Source organism: Pseudomonas sp. AN-B15, from assembly GCF_019056475.1.
Lineage (GTDB): Bacteria > Pseudomonadota > Gammaproteobacteria > Pseudomonadales > Pseudomonadaceae > Aquipseudomonas > Aquipseudomonas parakoreensis.
On sequence record NZ_CP049737.1, the window covers coordinates 1627037 to 1646673 of the forward strand.

Consider the following 19637-nt stretch of genomic DNA (forward strand, 5'->3'; position numbering starts at 1 on the left):
TGATTCTCATGTGAACGCAGGATGCTCCCGGCAGTTCAGCCGATCAATAGAATGCGCGCTCTGCCTTGAGCGTCACCAGTCCGTCGCACTGACTGTTGTGCCCGGAATACGCCGAGCAATCGCTGCCACTGAGGTTGGAATTGCTGTAGATCAGGTCGAGATCGACACCCATGAACGGCCGGGAAAATTTCACTGACCAATCGGTAAAACTGCTGACATAACCACCGTCCACTGACACCGGCGTGTTCAATTGATGGGTGGTGTATTTCATGCTGATCCCGATGCCGAACGGCTGATTGCCACCCAGATCGGCGAACAGCGTGTTGTTCTGTTTGTCCGGGTCGTTGCTGACGGCTATACCGAAACGGCTGCCGAGCAGGGTCAGGCCGCCGAACAGCTCCTGGCTATCGAGGGTATCGACCTTGGGATAGCTGTAGTGGATCATCCCGACTTCGTAGCCGAGGGTCTGATCGAAAGGTTGTTTAAAGCCGATGTAGGAGTCGATTTCGAGGTTCTTGCCCGGGGTCAGGCCCATGCTCGGTGCGTACTGGCCGACATACAGGCCGCTGTCGTGGCTGAGATCGAGTCCGCCGTGGAACGAGCCGACGGCTGCCGGCTTGACCAGGCCTTGGGCCATGCTGCGGCTGGGCGTGGTGCCGAGTTTGAGGTCGAAGTCGCCGAGCTCGCGCTGGAAAATCTGCGCGTGCACCGACGAGCAGGCCAGTAGGCCCACAAGCAATAAACAGGAATTTGATTTGAGCATGCGTCACTCCATGAACAGCGAGGGCAGGGCTGAGCCTGCTGAAACGCTTGATCCAGACGCGTGCAAGGATACCGGCGAATGCTCGGCAATGATGGCCGTTCGTCGATTTTCAAAAGATTGATTAAACAGGAGTGAGGGTGTTGCGCGGGTGCCTGTCCAGACGCTTCGAAGCTCAAAGCGTCTCAGGACGGGTGTTTTACCGGGTGTTACTTCTTGCCCAGGCTGATCTGCTTGGACGGGCCGAACGTCTGGCCGCTGACGCCTTTGGCAATTTGCTGGATTTCACCGCCGGACTTGAGAAACGCCGCGATCTGATCGTTGATCGATTCGCTGGTTTCAACGGCTGGAGCTGGCTTTGCTTTGCTGGTGGATGCTTTTACACGCATGGCGGCCATTAACCTGTAGAAAAGTAACTCGGCCAGGCATCGTACAGGAATAACTTGACAATTGCTTGGTAAATATCCCCGGGAATAACTGAGGGTGCGGGTGGATTATTCTCGCTTAATTATTCGAAATATCCGCCTAAGCCACTGTTTTAAATAACAACATTTATTGCTCATTACGCAAAAGGTAAGCCGTGAAACGCTGCGCGAGGTGCCGCACTGGCCTGACGAATGGCGAGTCGCTTGCGCCAAATCCGGGAAAATCAAGGTGCCCCGCGGATTTTCTTCGCCCGGCTGCTCGCGCGGCGAACGAGACCGGCAAAACCGGGTAGAATGCCGCCACGCAATGAGGGTTTTGGAAAATGGCTTTAGTCGGGCGCTACAACAGTTTGCAAGTGGTTAAACACACTAACTTCGGTTTATATCTGGACGGCGGTGCCGACGGCGAAATTCTTTTGCCCAACCGTTATATTCCTAAAGATATTCCCAGCGAAGATGAAGACTGGCTCAACGTATTTATTTATCTGGACAGCGAAGACAAACTTCTCGCTACCACTGAAAAACCAAAAGTTCAGGTCGGTGAATTTGCCAGCCTGAAAGTAGTTGAAGTCAACAGCATTGGCGTGTTTCTCGATTGGGGCTTGCCGAAGGATCTGTTGCTGCCGTATTCCGAAGAAAAGCGGCAGATGACCGCTGGCGAGTACTGCGTGGTGCACGTGTACCTCGATAAACACACGCGCCGCATCACCGCGACCGCACGTCTGGATCGCTACCTCGACAAGACCCCGGCCAACTACAGCGCCGGGCAGGAAGTTGATCTGCTGGTGGCTGAAGCCACCGACATGGGCTTCAAGGCGATCATCAACAACAAGCATTGGGGCTTGATCCACAAGAATGAAATCTTCAAGTTCATGCGCTCCGGCATGCGCGAGAAGGGTTTCATCAAGGAAGTGCGCGCCGACGGCAAGATCAGCCTCAGCCTGCAGCCGGTTGGCCAGGAAGCGGCGAGCAGCCTGAGCTCGAAGATCCTCGCCAAGTTGCGTGAAAACAATGGCACGCTGGCCGTCAGCGACAAGAGCGATCCGGCGTTGATCAGCAGTCTGTTCGGTGTCAGCAAGGGCAACTTCAAGAAGGCCATCGGTTCGCTGTACAAGGAAGGCAAGATCGTCATTCATGCCGATCGCATTGAACTAACCTGAGTGACCGCCGGCCCCATGTAGGAGCTGCCGCAGGCTGCGATCTTTTGATCTTCAAAGGCAAAAGATCGCAGCCTGCGGCAGCTCCTACATGAGGGTTTGCAGATGAAGAAAGCGCTGATTGCTTACCTCGCCACACTGGTGGCGTTTCTATTGCTCGACGGTATCTGGCTCGGCGTGCTGATGGCGCCAACCTACCGCGAGCTGCTCGGTTCGCTGATGCTCGAAAAACCGCTGCTGGTTCCGGCAGCGGTTTTTTATTGCCTGTACGTTGTTGGTTGCGTGCAATTTGTGGTGTTGCCGGCGCTGAGCTGGCAACGGGCGGCAAAGATGGGCGCGCTGCTGGGGCTGGTGGCGTACGGCACGTATGACCTGACTAACTGGGCGACATTGCGCGGGTGGTCGGTGCAGGTGAGTTTGATGGATTGGGCTTGGGGGGCGTTTGCCACGGCTGTTGCCTGCTCGGTTGGATTTTTGGTGACGAAACGACTACTGAGTTCAGCTCCCTGATCTGCGTTGATCAAACTGACGTCATCGCTGGCAAGCCAGACTCCCACAGCGTTTTGTGGCGAACAAAGAATCAGTGAGCGACCCGGTCATTGTGGGAGCTGGCTTGCCAGCGAATGGCGGCGCAGCCGATGGCCATTCACCGCTGACGTTACTGACTCAGACAAAGTCTTTTTCAGACGGCTTTTTCTGCCCGAGTGATTGATAATCCCCGGCACAGATTTTCGACCAGTGGACGGCTGCCATGTTGTGTGTGTTTGAGGTGTTGCGGTGAGTGTCGAGCGGCGCAATGCCGACGGGTTTGCCTTGCAGGTGATGATCGGCCTCTGCCTGATCTGGGGCGTGCAGCAAGTGATGATCAAATGGGCCGCGCCGGACATCGCGCCGGTGATGCAGGCGGCCGGGCGCTCGGGGATTTCTGCGCTGCTGGTAGGCCTGTTGCTGTGCTGGAAGGGCGGTTGGGATCAGGTGGGCAACACCTGGCGTGGGGGACTGCTGGCCGGTGCGTTGTTCGGTCTGGAGTTCTTCTTCATTGCCGAAGGCCTGCAACTGACCACCGCCGCGCACATGTCGGTGTTCCTTTACACCGCGCCGATTTTCACCGCGCTGGGCGTGCATTTCCTGCTGGCCAGCGAGCGCCTGCGGCCGCTGCAATGGCTGGGAATTCTGCTCGCGTTCGTCGGTATCGCCATCGCCTTCGCCGGCGGCGTGTCGTGGGATAACCTCGACCGGCGCATGCTGTTGGGCGATGCGTTCGGGGTCATTGCCGGCGCCTGCTGGGGCGCGACCACTGTGGTGGTGCGTGCGTCACGGCTGTCGGAAGCACCGGTGACGTTGACTCTGTTCTATCAGTTGATCGTCGGCTTCGTCGGCCTGCTGTTGATCGCACTGTTCAGCGGCCAGATCAGCCACGTCAGTCTGACCAGCGTGGCGGTGGCCAGCGTGCTGTTCCAGGGCCTGGTGGTGTCGTTCTTCAGTTACCTGACCTGGTTTTGGCTGCTGCGGCGCTATCTGGCGGCCAATCTGGCGGTGTTTTCGTTCATGACGCCGCTGTTTGGCGTCACGTTCGGCGTGCTGCTGCTCGGTGAAGAATTGAGCGTGAACTTCGTCATCGGCGCGGTGCTGGTATTGCTCGGCATCACCTTTGTCAGCGCTGAACAGTGGGTGCGTCGGCGTTTGCGCCAAGCCCTCGGACAGCGCTGACTGACTGCAAGGCCAGCCCGCCGGCAATCAGCAGACCGCTGCCGGCGATCACCAGTGCCGGTTGCAGGCCGCCGCTGAAATGGCTGCTCAGCGCCGCCAGGAGCGGGCCGCTGAGCTGGCCGACGGCAAAGCACGCTGTCAGCAGCCCGGCGTTGCGCTGGGTGCTGTGCGGCGCCAGTTCCCGCGAGCGTTGCATCACCAGTTGCATGCAAGCGAGGAACGGCATGCCGCACAACATTACCCCCAGCGCCAGGCCATAACCGCTGCCCAACAGACAGGCAAAGACCCCGAGCGCTTGCAACCACAGGGTGGCGGTCAGCCAGTGCCGCGTGGTGTTCGGATCGTGGCGACGCAGGCTCACCAGCAACACGCCAATCGCCGCGCCAAGGCCGAAGCACGGCCAGAACAGATCGGCCTGCCATTGCCCGTGAAACTGCGCGTTGGCCATTTGCGAAAGGAACGTGGCCGGAATGATGTAACCCACGCCATACAGCGCATACACCGCCGCCAGTCGCGGGATGCCGCGATTCGAGTGACTGGCATTGAGGGTGGCGACCGGCGTGTGCACGCCCGGTTGCGGCAGGATCCGCACGATCCCCAGCAACATCACCAGCGCCACGGCGGCATAGATCAGCCACAAGGTGGCAGATGTCTGGTTCAGCAGATGTGAGAACAGTGCCAGCAACCCGGTCAGAAAAATTCCCAGTCCGGGGCCGGCAAATACCAGCGCCCCCAGCCGTGGCCGACCTGCCGCCGCTGCCAAGGGCTGACTCAGCGCCGTGATCATCACCAGCACCCAGGCACTCGCCACTCCGGTGCCGAAGCGCAGCAGCAAATGCGCCCAGAAGCCGTTGGCCCAGAACGATGCCAGGGTCAGCAGCACACACAGCCACAAACCGCCATGTAACCGGCGCTGCACTTGCTGCGAACGGTGGGCGAACATCGCGTCCACCGCGCCCAGCAGGTAACCGAGGTAGTTGGCCGCAGCAATCAGACCGGCGGCCGTCAGGTCGACCTGACCTTCGCTGAGCAGGTGCGGCAGTTGCGGGGTGAGGGCGAAACGCCCGATGCCCATGGCCATCATCAGGGCGACGAAACAGGCGGATAAGCGAATCAGTGGCGACATGGTCGGGATTCCTTCAGAGGAGCAATGACCGTCAGGCTAGAACCGATTGACTTTCTTTAAAATTGAATAATAGTGAGCAACTTGTTCTGTTGTGGAGAATGAGCGTGGAATTCAGCCAATTGCGGATCTTTCAGGCGGTGGCCGAGGAGGGTTCGATCACCCGCGCCGCCGAGCGTCTGCACCGAGTGCCGTCCAATCTGTCGACCCGGCTCAAACAGCTGGAAGAGCAATTGGGTGTCGAACTGTTCGTCCGTGAGCGTCAGCGTTTGCAGTTATCGCCTGCGGGAAAAGTCCTGCTGGACTACACCGGCAAGCTGTTCGCCCTGCGCGATCAGGCCAGTGCAGCGGTGATGGGCGGGCAGCCGGCCGGGGATTTCGTTCTCGGCACGCTGTACAGCACCGCGGCGATCCATTTGCCGGCGTTGCTGGCGCGATATCACAAGCAATACCCGGCGGTGAATCTGCAAGTGCAGTCCGGGCCCAGCGGCGAGTTGCTCGAGGGCTTGGTCTCCGGGCGTCTTGATGCGGCGCTGGTGGACGGTCCGCCGCAATTGGCCGGGATCGACGGCGTGCCGCTGTGCGACGAGCGTCTGGTGCTGATCAGCGAAGCCGATCATCCGCCGATCCATAGCGCCAAGGACGTCGAGGGCAGGGCGGTGTTCACCTTCCGTCATGGCTGCGCCTATCGCGCGCGGCTGGAGGCGTGGTTTGTTCACTATCAGGCGGCGATGGGCCGGGCGATGGAGATCGAGTCCTATCAGGGCATGCTTGCTTGTGTGATTGCCGGCAGCGGTGTGGCGCTGATGTCGGAGTCGATGCTGGCCAGTCTGCCGGGGCGTGAAAGCGTCGCGGTGCACCCGTTGGTCGAGCCGTTTGCCAGTGCGACAACATGGCTCATGTGGCGTAAAGGCATGGTCGGGGCCAACCTCAATGCCTGGATTGAACAGCAGCAAGCGCTCTATCCCGTGGCTGCGAATGAAACCCGGCAGACGGCGTGAACCAACTGATCCTAATTCTGTTCAATTCAGTAACAGATCATTGCGGATTTGGCCGAGCATTGCGTAGGACTTCGGACTATTATCAGTGCGAAGCGGCCTCAGAATTCCGGCTGCTCAGCACTACCCTGAAGGGGGCATGACGATGAAAGAGAAAATTCAGAACTGGCTGCACGATTTGGGTGTTGCCCTCGGCTTGATCGAACCGCCTCTGCAACCCGTACCGATCCGCACCGATGACGAACAGCGCCGGCGTCAGCCTCGCCGGCGGTAGTGCTCAAATAAAAGATCAAAAGATCGCAGCCTTCGGCAGCTCCTACACGGGAATGTGTTTCCTGTAGGAGCTGCCGAAGGCTGCGATCTTTTGCTTTTGTGGTGAACTCAAGCGTGCCCGCGCAGCCATGCGTCAATCATCGAACGCAAATGCCCACCGGAAAAACTGCCGAAATGCCCGCCATGCACGGTGCGGATCGGCAGCGCCTGCAAGCGCCGCAGGCTGGCGGCGTAATCCTGCAGATTGGAGTGGTAGGCGTCTTCGATCAGCGGCCCGTCGTAGATGATGTCGCCGCTGAACAAGGTTTCGGTCGCCGCTTCATACAGGCTGATGCCGCCCGGTGAATGCCCCGGCGTGTGCAGCACCTGCAAGGTGCGATTGCCCAGATCCAGCACATCGCCATCCTCGACAAACCCGGTGGCCGGCGCGGCCTTCACCCGGTATTCGGCGTAGCACAGCGGACAGTCCGGATGTGCTTCGAACATGTCGTCGCCGACAAAGGCCCGGCTCAAATCGTTCTCGCCGTCCGGCGCGGCGAGGATGTCGGCCTCGGCGCGATGCACCAGGCGCTCGGCGAATTCGTGATGCCCGGCGATGTGGTCGAAGTGGCAGTGGCTGGCGACGGCCACCAGCGGCCGTTCAGTCAGCCAGGGCAACTGTTCGCGCAGGCTGACCAGTCCCGAACCGCTGTCGAGCAGCAGATCCCTGTCGCGGCCCTGGATGTGCCAGAGGTTGCAGCGGTAGAACGGGCGAATATACGGCTCGTGAATCAGGCGAATGCCATCGCTCAAATTCAGAACTTCGAACCACTGATCGCGCGAAACGATCTTCATAAACCATTTCTCCAGACGTAAAAAAACGGGTGTGGCAAGTGGGCGTGTCCTCCCTTATTTCCTGCACCGCGCCGGATCTGATGTCGTGCAGGGCAAGGCGCGAGGAGCGTAGTTTGGTTTTTCCAAATAAGCTCCGAGCAACGCAGCCCTGCACGACATCAGCTCCGGCCCTCCGGGTTGTGCCTAAAAGCGAGCCAGGCTGCGTTGCAGTCCTTGGCAAGGAAACAACCCTTACCTACGGACTGCGTCTTGCCTGGCTCGCTTTTAGGCGCAACGCGGTGCAGGAAATAAGGGAGGACACGCCCGTGCCACACCCGTCGAAGAAAGCATCAAGTCGTTACATCAAAGTTTAGATCGCACTCGCCACCGTCGCCGGGCGAGGGGAGACCAGGCTGACCACCACAAAACTCACCAGGCCCACGGCCAGGCTGTAGTAGATCGGCGTGTTCGCATCCAGACCGTCCTTGAACATGAACAGCAGCGCGGTGGCGAACCCCAGGCCCATGCTGGCGATGGCGCCGGCGGTGGTCGCGCGTTTCCAGAAGATCGCGCCGATCAGCGGAATCAGCATGCCGCCGACCAGCAGGTTATAGGCCAGGGTCAGGGCGCTGATCACGTCATTCACCACCAGTGCGATACCCAGCACCACCACACCGGTGAGCAGGGTGAACAGGCGGTTGACGCCTAAGCTCGACTGTTTGCCGCCGCGCAGTTTCGGCAGCAGGTCTTCGGTCAGGGTGGTGGCCGCGGCGAGCAGGCCGGCGCTGGCGGTGGACATCATCGCCGCCAGAGCAGCAGCGATCACCAGACCACGGATGCCGTCCGGCAGCGACAGTTTGACGATGGCGGCGAAGGCGTTGTTGACGTTGTCCAGGTCCGGGATCAGCACGTGCGCAGCCATGCCGATCAGCGCGCAGGCCAGCCCGTAGAGGATGCAGTAGATACCGGCGATGCTGCCGGCGTACTGCGCGACTTTGGCGGTCTTGACGGTGAACACCCGTTGCCAGATGTCCTGACCGATCAGGATGCCGAAGAAGTAGATCATGAAGTAGGTGATGATCGTGTCCCAGCCGATGGTGGTGAAGTTGAACGCCGCTGCCGGCAGCTTCAGCACCAGTTCGTCCCAGCCGCCGACGCGGTACAGGCAGATCGGCAACAGGATGAACATCAGGCCCACGGTCTTGATGATGAACTGGACGATGTCGGTCAGGGTCAGCGACCACATGCCGCCGATGGCCGAGTAGATCACCACCACGCCACCGCCGAGCAATACCGATATCCAGAAGGGCAGGCCGAACAGCACTTGCAGCACGGTGCCGATCGCCAGGATCGAGGTCACGCCGATCATCAGTGCGTAGGCCAGCATGATCGCCGCGCTCGCCGAGCGGGCCATCGGGTTGTAGCGTTTTTCCAGGACCTGGGTAACGGTGTAGATCTTCAGTTTCAACAGCGGTTTGGCGAGGAACAGGTTCAGCGCGACGATGCCGCAACCCAGTGCCGCGCACAGCCAGAAACCGGAGATCCCGTGCACGTAACCCAAGCGCACGGTGCCGACGGTGGACGCGCCACCCAACACGGTCGCGGCCATGGTGCCCATGTACAGGCTCGGGCCCAGGTTACGCCCGGCAACCAGAAAATCCTCGTTGGTTTTGGCCTTGCGCATGCCGTAGTAGCCGAGCAACAGCATGCCGGCGGCGTAGATGAGGACGACGAATAAATCCAAAGCCATGATGGCGTGTCTCCGATTGTCTTTTTTATGTGGAAAGCTGAATCGAATGCCTCTCTGTGGCGAGGGAGCTTGCTCCCGCTGGGCTGCGAAGCGGCCCCAACAGCTTCATTGCGACTGCTGCGCAGTCGAGCGGGAGCAAGCTCCCTCGCCACAAGAACTCCAATCCTTCAAATTTTCTGTGTGAATCAGGCCGCCTGGCGCAGTGCCGATTTTGCTTGCGCCGCCGCGCCTTGGCTGCGCGCATCCTTCGGTCCAAACACCTCGCGCGGTTCCGGGAACAGGCTCAGCAACGTCAGATACACCACCGACGCCAGACCCAGCGTTACCGGCAGGCTGATGTCGATGCCGCCGGCCAGCTCGCCCAGCGGGCCGACGAACTGCCCCGGCAGATTGACGAAGCACAGGCCGACCGCCGCGCTCGGGATCCATGCACCCAGACCACGCCAGTTCCAGCCGTGGTTGAACCAGTAGCGTCCGCCTTGCTCGCCACGGGTGAACACCTGCAGGTCATCCGGGCAGTAGAAGCCGCGACGCACCAGCAAGCCGATGATCATGATCACCATCCACGGGGTGGTGCAGGTGATGATCAGCACGGCGAAGGTCGACACGCTCTGCACCAGGTTCGCCGCAAAGCGCCCGATGAAGATGAAGGCAATCGACAGCACGCCGATCAGCAGCGTCGCCTTGACCCGCGACAGCACCCGTGGAAATACGCTGGACATGTCCAGCCCGGTGCCATACAGCGAGGTGGTGCCGGTGGACATGCCGCCGATCACTGCAATCAGGCACACCGGCAGGAAGAACCAGCTCGGCGATACCGCCAGCAGACCACCCACATAATTGTTCGCCGCGATGTAGTCCGGCGCCTTGATCGCGACGATGGTCGCGGTGCTCAGGCCGAACAGGAACGGGATGAACGTGGCGATCTGCGACAGCACCACGGCGGCCATGATCCGCTGCTTGGAGGTGTCACGCGGGATGTAGCGCGACCAGTCGCCGAGGAACGCACCGAACGAGATCGGGTTGCTCATCGCCACCAGCGCCGCGCCGATGAACGCCGCCCAGAAGCCCGGTTGACCGAGGTTCACCGTGCCGGCGTAGTTGACGTCGAAAGGACCGGCGAAGGCGAAGATGCCCAGCAGGAACAACAGGCTGGCGCTCCACACCGCGATCTTGTTCACCCACAGCAGAAAGCGGAAGCCGTAGATGCACACGGTCAGCACCAGAATCGCGAACAGACCGTAGGCCAGGCCCAGGGTCAGGTCGGTTTCCGGCAGACCGATCAGGCGTTTCGCTCCGCCGATCAATGCATCGCCCGAACTCCACACCGAGAGCGAGAAAAACGCGATGGCGGTCAACAGCGACAGGAACGAGCCGACGATCCGCCCGTGCACGCCGAAGTGCGCGCCGGAGGACACGGCATTGTTGGTGCCGTTGAGCGGGCCGAACAGGCCCATCGGTGCGAGGATCAGCGAGCCGAGCAGCACGCCCAGCACGATTGCCCAGACGCCGGCCTGAAACGACAGGCCGAACAGCACCGGGAAACTGCCGAGCACGGCGGTGGCAAAGGTGTTTGAACCACCGAAGATCATCCGGAACAAGTCCGTCGGGCCTGCGGTGCGTTCGTGGTCCGGGATCTGTTCGACCCCGTGGGTTTCAATTTGCGTAAGGCTTTGGTCGTTGTTGTTGTTATTCATGATCTGCTCCGATCATAAAGGCGCGCTCATCGTGCGTGAGCGTCACCTGTCTTGGCTAAGGGGATGGCAGCCCTTCCGGCATTGCGGACAAATGTTCGTGGCAGGCCAGCCAATGGCCTTGTTGTTCTAGGCTCGACGCTTGTTTCCTGAAAACAATCGTCTCGCGCTCCTGGCTGAAGTGTTGCTCCCCTTGCATGCGCAGCTCGGTGGCCACGTCATGGATAAACACCGCCACGTCACCTTGCAGGCTGACGAAAGCGTTGCTTGAAGTGCACGACAGCACTTCAAAGCCATCCTCGGCGCGCCAGCTGTCCCACAACGCCTGATAGGCATCGCGCGACAGCAGCGGCTGTTCGAGGGTGTAAAACACGAAACTTGCATCGGCGCTGAACGCGCCGAAGTAAGCTTCGCGATCGTTACGCGCGAAGGCGGACACCAGATCGGCCGCCGCTTTCAACACCTGATCACGTTCGTTCATGGCCGACCCCTCAGCGGTGGACCACGCCCGGCAGTACGCAGAGCATTTCGTACAGAAGGTTGGCGGCCAGCAGCGAGGTGTTGCCGGTGGTGTCGTAAGCGGGCGAGACTTCTACCAGATCGCAGCCGATCAGGTCGAGGCCCTGACAGCCGCGCACGATTTCAATCGCCTGAATGGTCGTCAGACCACCGATTTCCGGGGTGCCGGTGCCTGGTGCCCAGGCCGGGTCGATACCGTCGATGTCGAAGCTCAGGTACACCGGGCCGCCGCCGACTTTCTCGCGCACTTCGGCCATCAGCGGTGCCAGCGATTTGTGCCAGCACTCTTCGGCCTGCACCACGCGGAAACCCTGATCGCGGCTCCAGTTGAAGTCGTCAGCGGTGTAACCCTGCGCGCGCAAACCAATCTGCACCACGCGGTCGCAGTCCAGCAGACCTTCTTCGACGGCGCGACGGAAGGTCGTGCCGTGGGCAATCTTCTCGCCGAACATGTGATCGTTGACGTCAGCATGGGCATCGATGTGCACCAGACCGACCTTACCGTGCTTTTTATGGATGGCGCGCAGGATCGGCAGGGTGATGGTGTGGTCGCCACCCAGGGTCATCGGGATCACGTTGTGCTCGAGGATGTTGTCGTAGGCTTCTTCGATGATGCGCACGGCGTCGAGCAGGTTGAAGGTGTTGATCGCCACGTCACCGATGTCGGCGACCGACAGCGAGTCGAACGGCGCGGCGCCGGTGGCCATGTTGTACGGACGGATCATCACCGATTCGGTGCGGATGTCGCGCGGCCCGAAGCGGGTGCCGGGGCGCAGCGAAGTACCGATGTCCAGTGGCACGCCAACGAAAGCAGCGTCCAGGCCGGCAGCGGTCGGTACATGGGGGAGTCGGAGCATGGTGGCGATGCCGCCGAAGCGCGGCATTTCGTTGCCGCCCAGTGGTTGGTGAAGAATCTTGTCCACGGGTAGGGCCTCATCGTCTTTGTTTTATTTATGTCGGCGCACCGTCGAGCACAGGTTCGGACGCCGCTGTGGGGCCGATTCTGCGAAATGTAGTGCGGCGGAAGAATCGCTACGGGCAAAAACTTAGTTCAGATTTTTCTAAACTAATGGCGATGCCCGAGCTAGACTTCTCCCGCCGCCGAATCACCCTGTAGGAGCTGCCGAAGGCTGCGATCTTTTGATTTTCGGCGCCTTCGAGGCTGCCAGAAATCAAGATCAAAAGATCGCAGCCTGCGGCAGCTCCTACAGGGATCGGCGAGTTCAAATGGTTTTTGGAGTACCTGATGGCCAACGCTTTACCCGACCTGAAACTATTGCGCATCTTCGTCAGCGTGGTCCGGCATCAAGGTTTTGCCAACGCGCAGCAGGAACTCAACCTGTCGACCTCGGCGATCAGCACCTACATGAGCCAGCTCGAAGCCGCGCTTGGTCTGGTGTTGTGTCATCGCGGGCGGGGCGGGTTCAGCCTGACCAGCAAGGGCGAGCTGTTCCATCAGGAAACCCTGCGCCTGCTGGCCGAACTTGAAGGTTTCGAGCAATACGCTGCTGCACTCAAGGGCGAACTGCGCGGTACGCTCAATCTCGGGGTGATCGACTCCACCGTCAGCGACAAGGCCTTGCCGTTCGCCGAAGCTATCGGCGCTTACAGCCAGGAGCACCCGGCGGTGCATTTGCACTTGTCGGTGATGAGCCCCTACGAACTGCAACTCGGTGTGCAGGACAACCGCCTCGATCTGGCCATCGGCGCGTTCTCCACTCGCATGAGCGGCCTGGTGTACATGCCGCTGTACCGCGAGCAGCACTGGCTGTACTGCAGCAGCCGCCATCCGTTGTTCAACGAGCGGCGGATTCCCGAACAGGTCATCACCCAGCAACGCATGGTCGGCCGTGGTTATTGGAGTCAGGCGGAACTGGCGCGCCACGGTTTCAAACACAGCGCGGCGACTGTGGAAAGTATGGAGGCACAGCTGATTCTGGTGCTGTCCGGCGCCTACATCGGTTACCTGCCGGAACACTACGCTCAGGCCTGGGCCGACAAAGGAGACTTGCGCGTGTTGCTGCCGGCGACCTTCGGTTATCAGGCGCCGTTTTCGATGATCATGCGCCGGGGCCGCAGCCGCGAACCGCTGATCCAGACCTTCCGTGATTTGCTCAAAGCACAGCTCAATCAGGCCTGAAGAACATGTCCAGACCCCAATGCCCGCGCTGCCTGCGCCCACAAACTCACTGCCTGTGCTCGCTGATCCCACGCCTCGACAGCCGCACCCGCATTCTGCTGTTGCAGCATCCGAGCGAGGTTAACCATGCGTTGAATACTGCGCGGCTGGCGGCGCTGGGTCTGCCCAACGCCGAGCTGATTGTCGGCGAGGTCTTCGAGGATCTGCCGGCGCTGCTCAATCGGCCGGGGTATCAGGCCCGGTTGCTGTTTCCCGCCGACGATGCGCAGCCGCTGCAGGCTTACCGTGAGTCCGAAGAACCGTTGTTGCTGGTGGTGCCGGACGGCACCTGGCGCAAGGCGCGCAAGATGCTTCATCTCAATCCGTTGCTGGCGGCGTTGCCGCGGGTGACGCTGGCGGCGGGCGGGGTATCGCGCTACCGGTTGCGCAAAGCGCCGGGGCCGGGGGCGTTGTCGACGATTGAGGCGATCGTGCAGGCGCTGGAAACCCTCGAAGCGCCGACGACGTTTGCGCCGTTGCTCAAGCCGTTCGAAGCGTTGATCGAGGGGCAGATTGCGGCGATGGGGGAGGAGGTTTTTCAGCGCAATCATGGCGACAGATAGTTGATGTCTGGGCTGGCCCCATCGCTGGCAAGCCAGCTCCCACAGGTTCTGATGTGTTCGCAGATTTTGTGTTCGACACGGACACTGTGGGAGCTGGCTTGCCAGCGATGAGGCCAGTCAATTCACCACCAAATCCAGAAACTTCTACCGCTCGCGCATCGCCTCAGTCCGGGCTTTGAGCACCGGTTTCAGCAGGTAATCCAGCACACTTTTCTCCCCGGTAATAATGTCTACCGTCGCCACCATCCCCGGGATGATCAGCAGCGGTTTCACATCGCCGCCCAAATGGTTTTTATCGGTGCGCACCTGAATCAGGTAGAAGCTGTTGCCCTTGTCATCGGTAATCGTGTCGGCGCCAATCAGCTCCAGTTTTGCGCTCAGCCCGCCGTAGATCGTGTAGTCATAGGCACTGAACTTGACCATGGCTTTCTGGCCCGGATGCAGAAACGCGACGTCTTGCGGACGCACCTTGGCTTCGATCAGCAGGTTGTCCTCCAGCGGCACGATTTCGACCATGTCGCTGCCTGGCTGCACCACGCCACCGATGGTGTTGACCTTGAGCTGCTTGATGACCCCGTGCACCGGCGAGGTCACGGTGGTGCGGCTGACGCGGTCGTCGATGGCGATGCTCGAGGCGGTGATTTTCGACAGGTCGGTGCGTTTCTGATTGAGGTCTTTGGCCGCGTCGGAGCGGAAGGTCTGTTCCGATTCGTCGATCTTGCTCTTGATCTCGTTGATTGCCGATTCCGCCCGTGGGATCGCCAGAGTCGTCGCATTCAGCGAACCGCGAATCTCCACCGCGCTGCGTTTGAGTCGCAGGATTTCCACTGGCGATACGGCGCCGGTGCCAACCAGGGGCGACGACATGTTCATCTCTTGTTGCAACAGCGCAAGGCTGGAGCTGTACTGACCTTGCTTGGAACGAAACTCCGCCAGTTCCTGGGTTTTCTGCCGCAGCTGTTCAGTGAGGGTGCGTTGTTCGCTGGCCAGTCGACGCTGGCGCTGGTCGTACAACGCGCGTTCGTCTTCTGCCACTTGCGGCGCCTTGCTGACGACTTCGTCCGAGAGTTTCATCGGCCGCCCTTCAGCTTCAGCCGACAAACGTTCGACCTGCGCCATCAATGCATAACGGTCGGCCTCGCTCTCGCCCTTGTTCGACAGAAACCGCGTGTCATCCAGGCGCAACAGTTTGTCGCCCTTGTTCACCATTTGCCCTTCACGCACGAAAATCTCGGTGACGATCCCGCCCTCAAGGTTCTGGATCACCTGAACCTTGCTCGACGGAATCGCCTTGCCTTCGCCCATGGTCACTTCTTCAAGCACCGCGAACTTGGCCCAGACCAGCGCGCTGATCAACAGCGCTGCCGCCAGCCATACGGTGATCCGCGACCAGCGCGGCGAATCCTGCAGCGTCGCGCCGGCGGTTTCCGGCATGAACTCGGCTTCGGCGCTTTTGCCGAAACTGTCGAAGTAACCGCGTGATTTGCTACCTGAAGATGCAGACATGGGGCGATACCCCTCAGTTAATAAAACATCAAACCGCACTACCCATGCGTCGCCCGTAACACTTACTTGTGGTGAGGGGATTCATCCCCGATAGGGTGCGAAGCGCCCTCAGAGCCTTTGGGGCCGCTGCGCAGCCCATCGGGGATAAATCCCCTCGCCACAGGTTTTGTGAGAGCCATAAAATTATGTGCGCGCATCTAGACCGCCGCCGAACCGACGCGGCCCTTGCGCAGTGCATCGATGACCGCTTCTTTCGGGCCGTCGGCGACGACCCGGCCGTTGTCCAGGACCAGCAACCGGTCCACCAGGCTCAGCATCGAGGTGCGGTGGGTGACCAGCAGCAGGGTCTTGCCTTGCACCCAGCCGTGCAGCTTCTGGCGCAGCAGGTCTTCGCTGCTGTTGTCCATGGCGCTGGTGGGTTCGTCGAGCAGCATGATCGGCGGGTCGAGCAGCAGCGCCCGGGCCAGCAACACTGCCTGGCGCTGGCCACCGGAGAGCAGTTGTCCGCGCTCGCCCACCGGCCGGTCGAAACCTTGCGGATGCTGCCGCGCCAGTTCGGTAACGCCGGTCAGTTCAGCGACTTCGAGCATGCGCGAGTCGCTGATGTAGCGGGCGCCGAGGGTCAGGTTGTCGCGCAGGCTGCCGGCCAACAGCGGCAGGTCATGGGCGACGTAACCGATCTGCTGGCGCAGGTCGGCGACATCCAGTTGCCGCAGGTCGAGGCCGTCGAGCAGCAACTGGCCTTCCTCGGGTTCATAGAAGCCCATCAACAGCCGCGCCAATGTGCTTTTGCCCGAGCCGCTGCGACCGATGATGCCGATCCGCTCGCCGGGTTTCATGCTGAAGCTGACGTTGCCCAGCGCCGGTGCATTCTGACCGTTGTAGTGAAAGGTCACGCCACTGACGTCCAGCGCACCTTGTAGCTGTGTGCGTTCCAGTGGCCGCTGCTTGCCGTCACGCTCCTGCGGCAGGCCCATCAGCGCGTCGGTGCTTTTCATGGTCAGTTGCGCTTGCTGATAGCGGGTGATCAGCCCGGCGATCTGTCCCAGTGGCGCGAGCACACGGCTGCCGAGCATGTAGCTGGCCACCAGCGCACCGACGCTGAGGTTGCCGGCGATGATGCTGTAGACCCCGGCAACAATCGTCGCCATCCCCGAGAACTGTTGGATGAACAGTGTGCCGTTGGTCGCCAGCGCCGAGAGGTTGCGCGCATGGCTGTCGAGGCGGGTGAGGGCGCCGTGGGTGCTTTCCCATTTGTGCTGGCGCTCGCTTTCGGCGCTGCAGGCCTTGAGGGTTTCCAGGCCGCCGAGGGTTTCGATCAGCAGCGCCTGCCGTTCGGCGCCGAGACTCAGGCTTTTTTGCACGGTGTCGCGTAGGCGCACCTGAATCGCCAGGGCAAAAATGATCGTGATCGGAAACGCCAGCAGCGGAATCACCACCAGCCAGCCGCCGAGCAAGCCGATCACCACCAGCATCAATACCACAAAGGGCAGATCAATCAGGCTGGTCAGGGTCACGGCGGTGAGGAATTCGCGCAGGCCCTGAAAGTCATGAATGCTCTGGGCGAAACCGCCGATGGTCGCCGGCCGCGCTTTCATCGACATGCCGGTGATGCGCTCGAATAACGTCGCGGAAAGGATCACATCGGTTTTCTTGCCGGCGGTATCGAGCAGATGCGCGCGCACCACCCGCAGCACCAGTTCGAAACCGGTGCCGATCAGCAGGCCGATCGCCAACACCCACAAGGTCGAGGTGGCCTGATTCGGCACCACGCGGTCGTAGGTCTGCATGACGAACAGCGGCACCATCAGGCCCAGCAAATTGATCAGGAAACTGGCGAGAATTGCATCGCTGTACAGCCATTTCGACAGCTTCAGCGTGTCGCGAAACCAGGCATGCACCCGTGGCACCAGCGGTGAACGCAAGTCTTCGAGTTCGTGGCGCGGACGGGCGAACAAGGCCTGGCCGCTGTAGTGTTCGGCGAGTTCTTCGCGCTCGACCCATTGCTCGCCGCCATCGGCTTCGCTGGGCAGGATCAGCGCCCTGCCGTCATCGCCAAAACGCCGCAGGACGGCGGTGCGCCCATCCTTGAGCAGCAACAGGATCGGCAGATTCAGTGCAGAAATATCCTTCAGTTCACGCCGCAACAGGCGCGCCTGCAAACCGGCCCGGGCGGCTGCACGGGGCAGCAGGTCCAGGCTCAGGCGTTGCTTGTTCAGGGGCAGCCCGGCACTCAGGCTGGCGCGACTGACCGTCGCGCCGTGGAGCTTGCAGAGGATCAACAGACCGTCGAGTAACGGGTCATCGAAGCTCAGCCGCGGATCGATTCCGGTGTGTCCGCCTTCGGCCATGCTGGTCATATTGATCGCCCCTGTTGAACGGACTCGGCTATCGACACATCTCCCCTGTAGGAGCTGCCGCAGGCTGCGATCTTTTGATTTTGCTGTTGCAGATCAAGATCAAAAGATCGCAGCCTTCGGCAGCTCCTACAGGGGTTACTTCATTTCAGCTCAGGCAGGCGCGCTTCGTTTTTGACCTCGGTCGCCGCAATCGCATCCGCCGGCAGCACCACCCGTTGCTTGCTCAGCAACTGGCCCATGTTCGCCAGCACGCGGTACATCGAATATTCCTCGGTGTAACGGATTTCGGTGTAGCGGCGGTTGGCGTTGTAGAGCTCGTTTTCACTGTCGAGCAAGTCGAGCAGGGTGCGTTGGCCGAGGCCGAACTGATCCTGATACGCCGCGCGCACGCGTTTGGTGGTCTCGGCGTATTCACGGGCGGTCGGGGTCTGTTTGTTCGCGTTGACCATGGCGTTCCAGGCCAGGTGAATGTTCTCGTTCAACTGGCGCAGGGCGTTGTTGCGGATGTCCATCGCCTGGTTGATCTGGTGCGCATCGGACGCCAGACGGGCCTTGTCGCTGCCGCCACGGAACAGGTTGTAGTTCATGATCACGCCCACGCGCCATTCGTTGTCGTGGCCCTCATCGCCTTGCACGTTGTTGTTCGCACCCACCGCCGCTTCGGCATCGAAACGAGGATAGAACGGCGACTTGGCAACTTCGTACTGGCTCTCGGCTGACTGCACGTCCGCCTGCGCGGATTTCAGGTACGGGTTGTTCTCGACCATGCTCTGCTGGGCTTCCGGCAGGCTGGTGGGGATTTCGCCGCGGGTCGACGGTGGCGCTTCGAGTTCATCGGGCATGCGTCCGACCACGGCGTAGAAGTTCGATTCGGCGTCGGCCAGATCGACTTCGGCGGTGTCGAGGTTGTTTTGCGCCAGCGCCTTACGGGCGACCGATTGATCGGAGTCGGCGGTACTGCCGATGCCGCGTTGGGTGCGCAGGCCGATCTGATCATTCACGCGCAGGTGCGCTTGCAGGTTGTTCTTGGCCAGGGTCACCAATTCACGCCGCTTGAGCACTTCGAGGTAGACCTCGATGGTACGCAGCGCCAGATCCTGGGCGGTGCCCTGCGCGTAGTAGGCGCGCGAGTTGGACACGCCCTTGGTGCGCTCGACTTCGTTGGCCGTGTTGAAGCCGTCGAAGATCATTTGCCGCAGCCGTAGCTCTGACTGGGTGTAATTGAGAATTTCGGTGTGGTGATTACCGAAGGCCCGGGTGTTGGTGTTGTCGCTGTAACCACGGCCATACGCGGCATTCAAGTCGACGGACGGGTAGAAGCCGCCCTTGGCCACTTTCACTTGCTCATCGGCCGACAGTTTGGCGTCCACACGCGAGGCGAGATCCGGGTGGGTGGCAATGGTGCTCTGGATTGCTTCGGTCAGGTTCATGGCCTGGGCTTGAGAAGTGCAAGCCATGGCCAGCAAAACCGCGCTGCAAAGGGGGGTTAAAACGCGCATGGGGTGCATCTCCCTGGTCCTGATGGTGTGTTACTGTCGCCAAATATTTGACGATAATTTAAGGTGTAAGCGTTTCACTCTTGTAACAACAGAGCTAAGAACATCCTGAAGCGTAGCTAAGAAAAAATTTTCATAAGGCTTATGCCGAAAAAAACTTATGCGCTTGGCCAAAATCGGCACATTGTTCAGGACGAAAGCCTTTGTTTATGCGCTTCATGGAGCACAGAGAGGCTTGAGGAAAGTTCCATTCACTTTGCGACATACGGCGAAGTAATGCTGAAGGGGAGGGACGCGTAGCGGCAGATGGG

At 60.5% G+C, this 19637-nt stretch carries 18 protein-coding genes; 7 read left to right on the forward strand and 11 right to left on the reverse strand.

All coding sequences use genetic code 11. The features are described 5' to 3' along the window. Positions 1 to 43: 43 nt before the first annotated feature. Positions 44 to 763: a TorF family putative porin gene (locus tag GTQ41_RS07540; protein WP_047292392.1), complete on the reverse strand. Its 720-nt coding sequence runs from the start codon at positions 761 to 763 to the stop codon at positions 44 to 46. 206 nt (positions 764 to 969) lie between these two features. Beyond that, positions 970 to 1158, reverse strand: a complete 189-nt coding sequence (locus GTQ41_RS07545) for a hypothetical protein (RefSeq protein ID WP_016985943.1) — start codon at positions 1156 to 1158, stop codon at positions 970 to 972. Between the two features lie 350 nt (positions 1159 to 1508). Between GTQ41_RS07545 and GTQ41_RS07550 the strand changes: the two genes are divergently transcribed. The 3 genes from GTQ41_RS07550 (at position 1509) to GTQ41_RS07560 (ending at position 4052) form a co-directional block, all read left to right on the forward strand. Continuing rightward, positions 1509 to 2345, forward strand: a complete 837-nt coding sequence (locus tag GTQ41_RS07550; RefSeq protein ID WP_041070234.1) for a S1 RNA-binding domain-containing protein — start codon at positions 1509 to 1511, stop codon at positions 2343 to 2345. A 102-nt stretch (positions 2346 to 2447) separates the two neighbouring features. Continuing rightward, positions 2448 to 2852 (forward strand): DUF2177 family protein, encoded by a 405-nt coding sequence (locus GTQ41_RS07555; RefSeq protein ID WP_047292394.1) that lies wholly within the window; start codon positions 2448 to 2450, stop codon positions 2850 to 2852. A gap of 267 nt (positions 2853 to 3119) precedes the next feature. Then, on the forward strand, positions 3120 to 4052 hold the full coding sequence (locus GTQ41_RS07560; protein ID WP_047292396.1) for a DMT family transporter: 933 nt from the start codon (positions 3120 to 3122) through the stop codon (positions 4050 to 4052). Here the strand turns inward: GTQ41_RS07560 and GTQ41_RS07565 are convergent. Next, entirely contained in the window at positions 3997 to 5178 is a 1182-nt protein-coding gene (locus GTQ41_RS07565) for an MFS transporter (RefSeq protein WP_047292398.1), read from the reverse strand. The two genes, GTQ41_RS07560 and GTQ41_RS07565, sit on opposite strands and share 56 nt — an antisense overlap. A 104-nt stretch (positions 5179 to 5282) precedes the next feature. On the opposite strand from GTQ41_RS07565, the gene GTQ41_RS07570 reads away from it, so the two are divergent. Together GTQ41_RS07570 and GTQ41_RS28780 are read left to right on the forward strand one after the other, a co-directional pair. Further along, a complete protein-coding gene (locus GTQ41_RS07570) occupies positions 5283 to 6176 on the forward strand; it encodes a LysR family transcriptional regulator (RefSeq protein WP_047292641.1) in 894 nt (297 codons plus the stop codon). 142 nt (positions 6177 to 6318) lie between these two features. Continuing rightward, a complete protein-coding gene (locus GTQ41_RS28780) occupies positions 6319 to 6447 on the forward strand; it encodes a PA1414 family protein (protein ID WP_003184145.1) in 129 nt (42 codons plus the stop codon). A 107-nt stretch (positions 6448 to 6554) separates the two neighbouring features. On the opposite strand, the gene GTQ41_RS07575 is transcribed toward GTQ41_RS28780, so the two are convergent. The 5 genes from GTQ41_RS07575 to speB all read right to left on the reverse strand — a co-directional run bounded on the left by GTQ41_RS07575 (position 6555) and on the right by speB (position 12145). Then, the gene (locus GTQ41_RS07575; protein WP_047292400.1) at positions 6555 to 7280 is read right to left on the reverse strand and encodes an MBL fold metallo-hydrolase; all 726 of its coding nucleotides are present in this window, start codon (positions 7278 to 7280) and stop codon (positions 6555 to 6557) included. A 349-nt stretch (positions 7281 to 7629) separates the two neighbouring features. After that, positions 7630 to 9009 carry a sodium:solute symporter gene (locus tag GTQ41_RS07580; RefSeq protein WP_041070225.1) on the reverse strand — a complete coding sequence of 460 codons (1380 nt, stop codon included), beginning with the start codon at positions 9007 to 9009 and terminating at the stop codon, positions 7630 to 7632. Between the two features lie 185 nt (positions 9010 to 9194). Continuing rightward, the gene (locus GTQ41_RS07585; RefSeq protein WP_047292402.1) at positions 9195 to 10706 is read right to left on the reverse strand and encodes a cytosine permease; all 1512 of its coding nucleotides are present in this window, start codon (positions 10704 to 10706) and stop codon (positions 9195 to 9197) included. 55 nt (positions 10707 to 10761) lie between these two features. Next, on the reverse strand, positions 10762 to 11184 hold the full coding sequence (locus tag GTQ41_RS07590; RefSeq protein ID WP_047292404.1) for a nuclear transport factor 2 family protein: 423 nt from the start codon (positions 11182 to 11184) through the stop codon (positions 10762 to 10764). A gap of 10 nt (positions 11185 to 11194) precedes the next feature. Further along, positions 11195 to 12145 (reverse strand): agmatinase, encoded by a 951-nt coding sequence (gene speB / locus GTQ41_RS07595; RefSeq protein ID WP_003222717.1) that lies wholly within the window; start codon positions 12143 to 12145, stop codon positions 11195 to 11197. Between the two features lie 323 nt (positions 12146 to 12468). Between speB and GTQ41_RS07600 the strand changes: the two genes are divergently transcribed. Continuing rightward, positions 12469 to 13362, forward strand: coding sequence for a LysR family transcriptional regulator (locus tag GTQ41_RS07600; RefSeq protein ID WP_007956593.1), 894 nt, complete (start codon positions 12469 to 12471; stop codon positions 13360 to 13362). 5 nt (positions 13363 to 13367) lie between these two features. Continuing rightward, entirely contained in the window at positions 13368 to 13964 is a 597-nt protein-coding gene (locus tag GTQ41_RS07605; RefSeq protein ID WP_047292407.1) for a tRNA-uridine aminocarboxypropyltransferase, read from the forward strand. Positions 13965 to 14108: 144 nt separating this feature from the next. On the opposite strand, the gene GTQ41_RS07610 is transcribed toward GTQ41_RS07605, so the two are convergent. From GTQ41_RS07610 to GTQ41_RS07620, 3 genes are all read right to left on the reverse strand, one after another. Next, entirely contained in the window at positions 14109 to 15470 is a 1362-nt protein-coding gene (locus GTQ41_RS07610; RefSeq protein WP_047292409.1) for an HlyD family type I secretion periplasmic adaptor subunit, read from the reverse strand. 197 nt (positions 15471 to 15667) lie between these two features. Continuing rightward, positions 15668 to 17830, reverse strand: coding sequence for a type I secretion system permease/ATPase (locus GTQ41_RS07615; RefSeq protein ID WP_047292411.1), 2163 nt, complete (start codon positions 17828 to 17830; stop codon positions 15668 to 15670). Positions 17831 to 17970: 140 nt separating this feature from the next. Next, a complete protein-coding gene (locus GTQ41_RS07620) occupies positions 17971 to 19329 on the reverse strand; it encodes a TolC family outer membrane protein (protein ID WP_047292413.1) in 1359 nt (452 codons plus the stop codon). Between the last annotated feature and the right edge of the window lie 308 nt (positions 19330 to 19637).

Coding starts and splice junctions, on each gene's coding strand:
- GTQ41_RS07615 (WP_047292411.1), bottom strand. CDS start 17,830: ATGACCAGCATGGCCGAAGGCGGACACACCGGAATCGATCCGCGGCTG.
- GTQ41_RS28780 (WP_003184145.1), top strand. CDS start 6,319: ATGAAAGAGAAAATTCAGAACTGGCTGCACGATTTGGGTGTTGCCCTC.
- GTQ41_RS07620 (WP_047292413.1), bottom strand. CDS start 19,329: ATGCGCGTTTTAACCCCCCTTTGCAGCGCGGTTTTGCTGGCCATGGCT.
- GTQ41_RS07590 (WP_047292404.1), bottom strand. CDS start 11,184: ATGAACGAACGTGATCAGGTGTTGAAAGCGGCGGCCGATCTGGTGTCC.
- GTQ41_RS07550 (WP_041070234.1), top strand. CDS start 1,509: ATGGCTTTAGTCGGGCGCTACAACAGTTTGCAAGTGGTTAAACACACT.
- GTQ41_RS07585 (WP_047292402.1), bottom strand. CDS start 10,706: ATGAATAACAACAACAACGACCAAAGCCTTACGCAAATTGAAACCCAC.
- GTQ41_RS07540 (WP_047292392.1), bottom strand. CDS start 763: ATGCTCAAATCAAATTCCTGTTTATTGCTTGTGGGCCTACTGGCCTGC.
- GTQ41_RS07575 (WP_047292400.1), bottom strand. CDS start 7,280: ATGAAGATCGTTTCGCGCGATCAGTGGTTCGAAGTTCTGAATTTGAGC.
- GTQ41_RS07580 (WP_041070225.1), bottom strand. CDS start 9,009: ATGGCTTTGGATTTATTCGTCGTCCTCATCTACGCCGCCGGCATGCTG.
- GTQ41_RS07600 (WP_007956593.1), top strand. CDS start 12,469: ATGGCCAACGCTTTACCCGACCTGAAACTATTGCGCATCTTCGTCAGC.
- GTQ41_RS07610 (WP_047292409.1), bottom strand. CDS start 15,470: ATGTCTGCATCTTCAGGTAGCAAATCACGCGGTTACTTCGACAGTTTC.
- GTQ41_RS07605 (WP_047292407.1), top strand. CDS start 13,368: ATGTCCAGACCCCAATGCCCGCGCTGCCTGCGCCCACAAACTCACTGC.
- GTQ41_RS07565 (WP_047292398.1), bottom strand. CDS start 5,178: ATGTCGCCACTGATTCGCTTATCCGCCTGTTTCGTCGCCCTGATGATG.
- GTQ41_RS07545 (WP_016985943.1), bottom strand. CDS start 1,158: ATGGCCGCCATGCGTGTAAAAGCATCCACCAGCAAAGCAAAGCCAGCT.
- GTQ41_RS07555 (WP_047292394.1), top strand. CDS start 2,448: ATGAAGAAAGCGCTGATTGCTTACCTCGCCACACTGGTGGCGTTTCTA.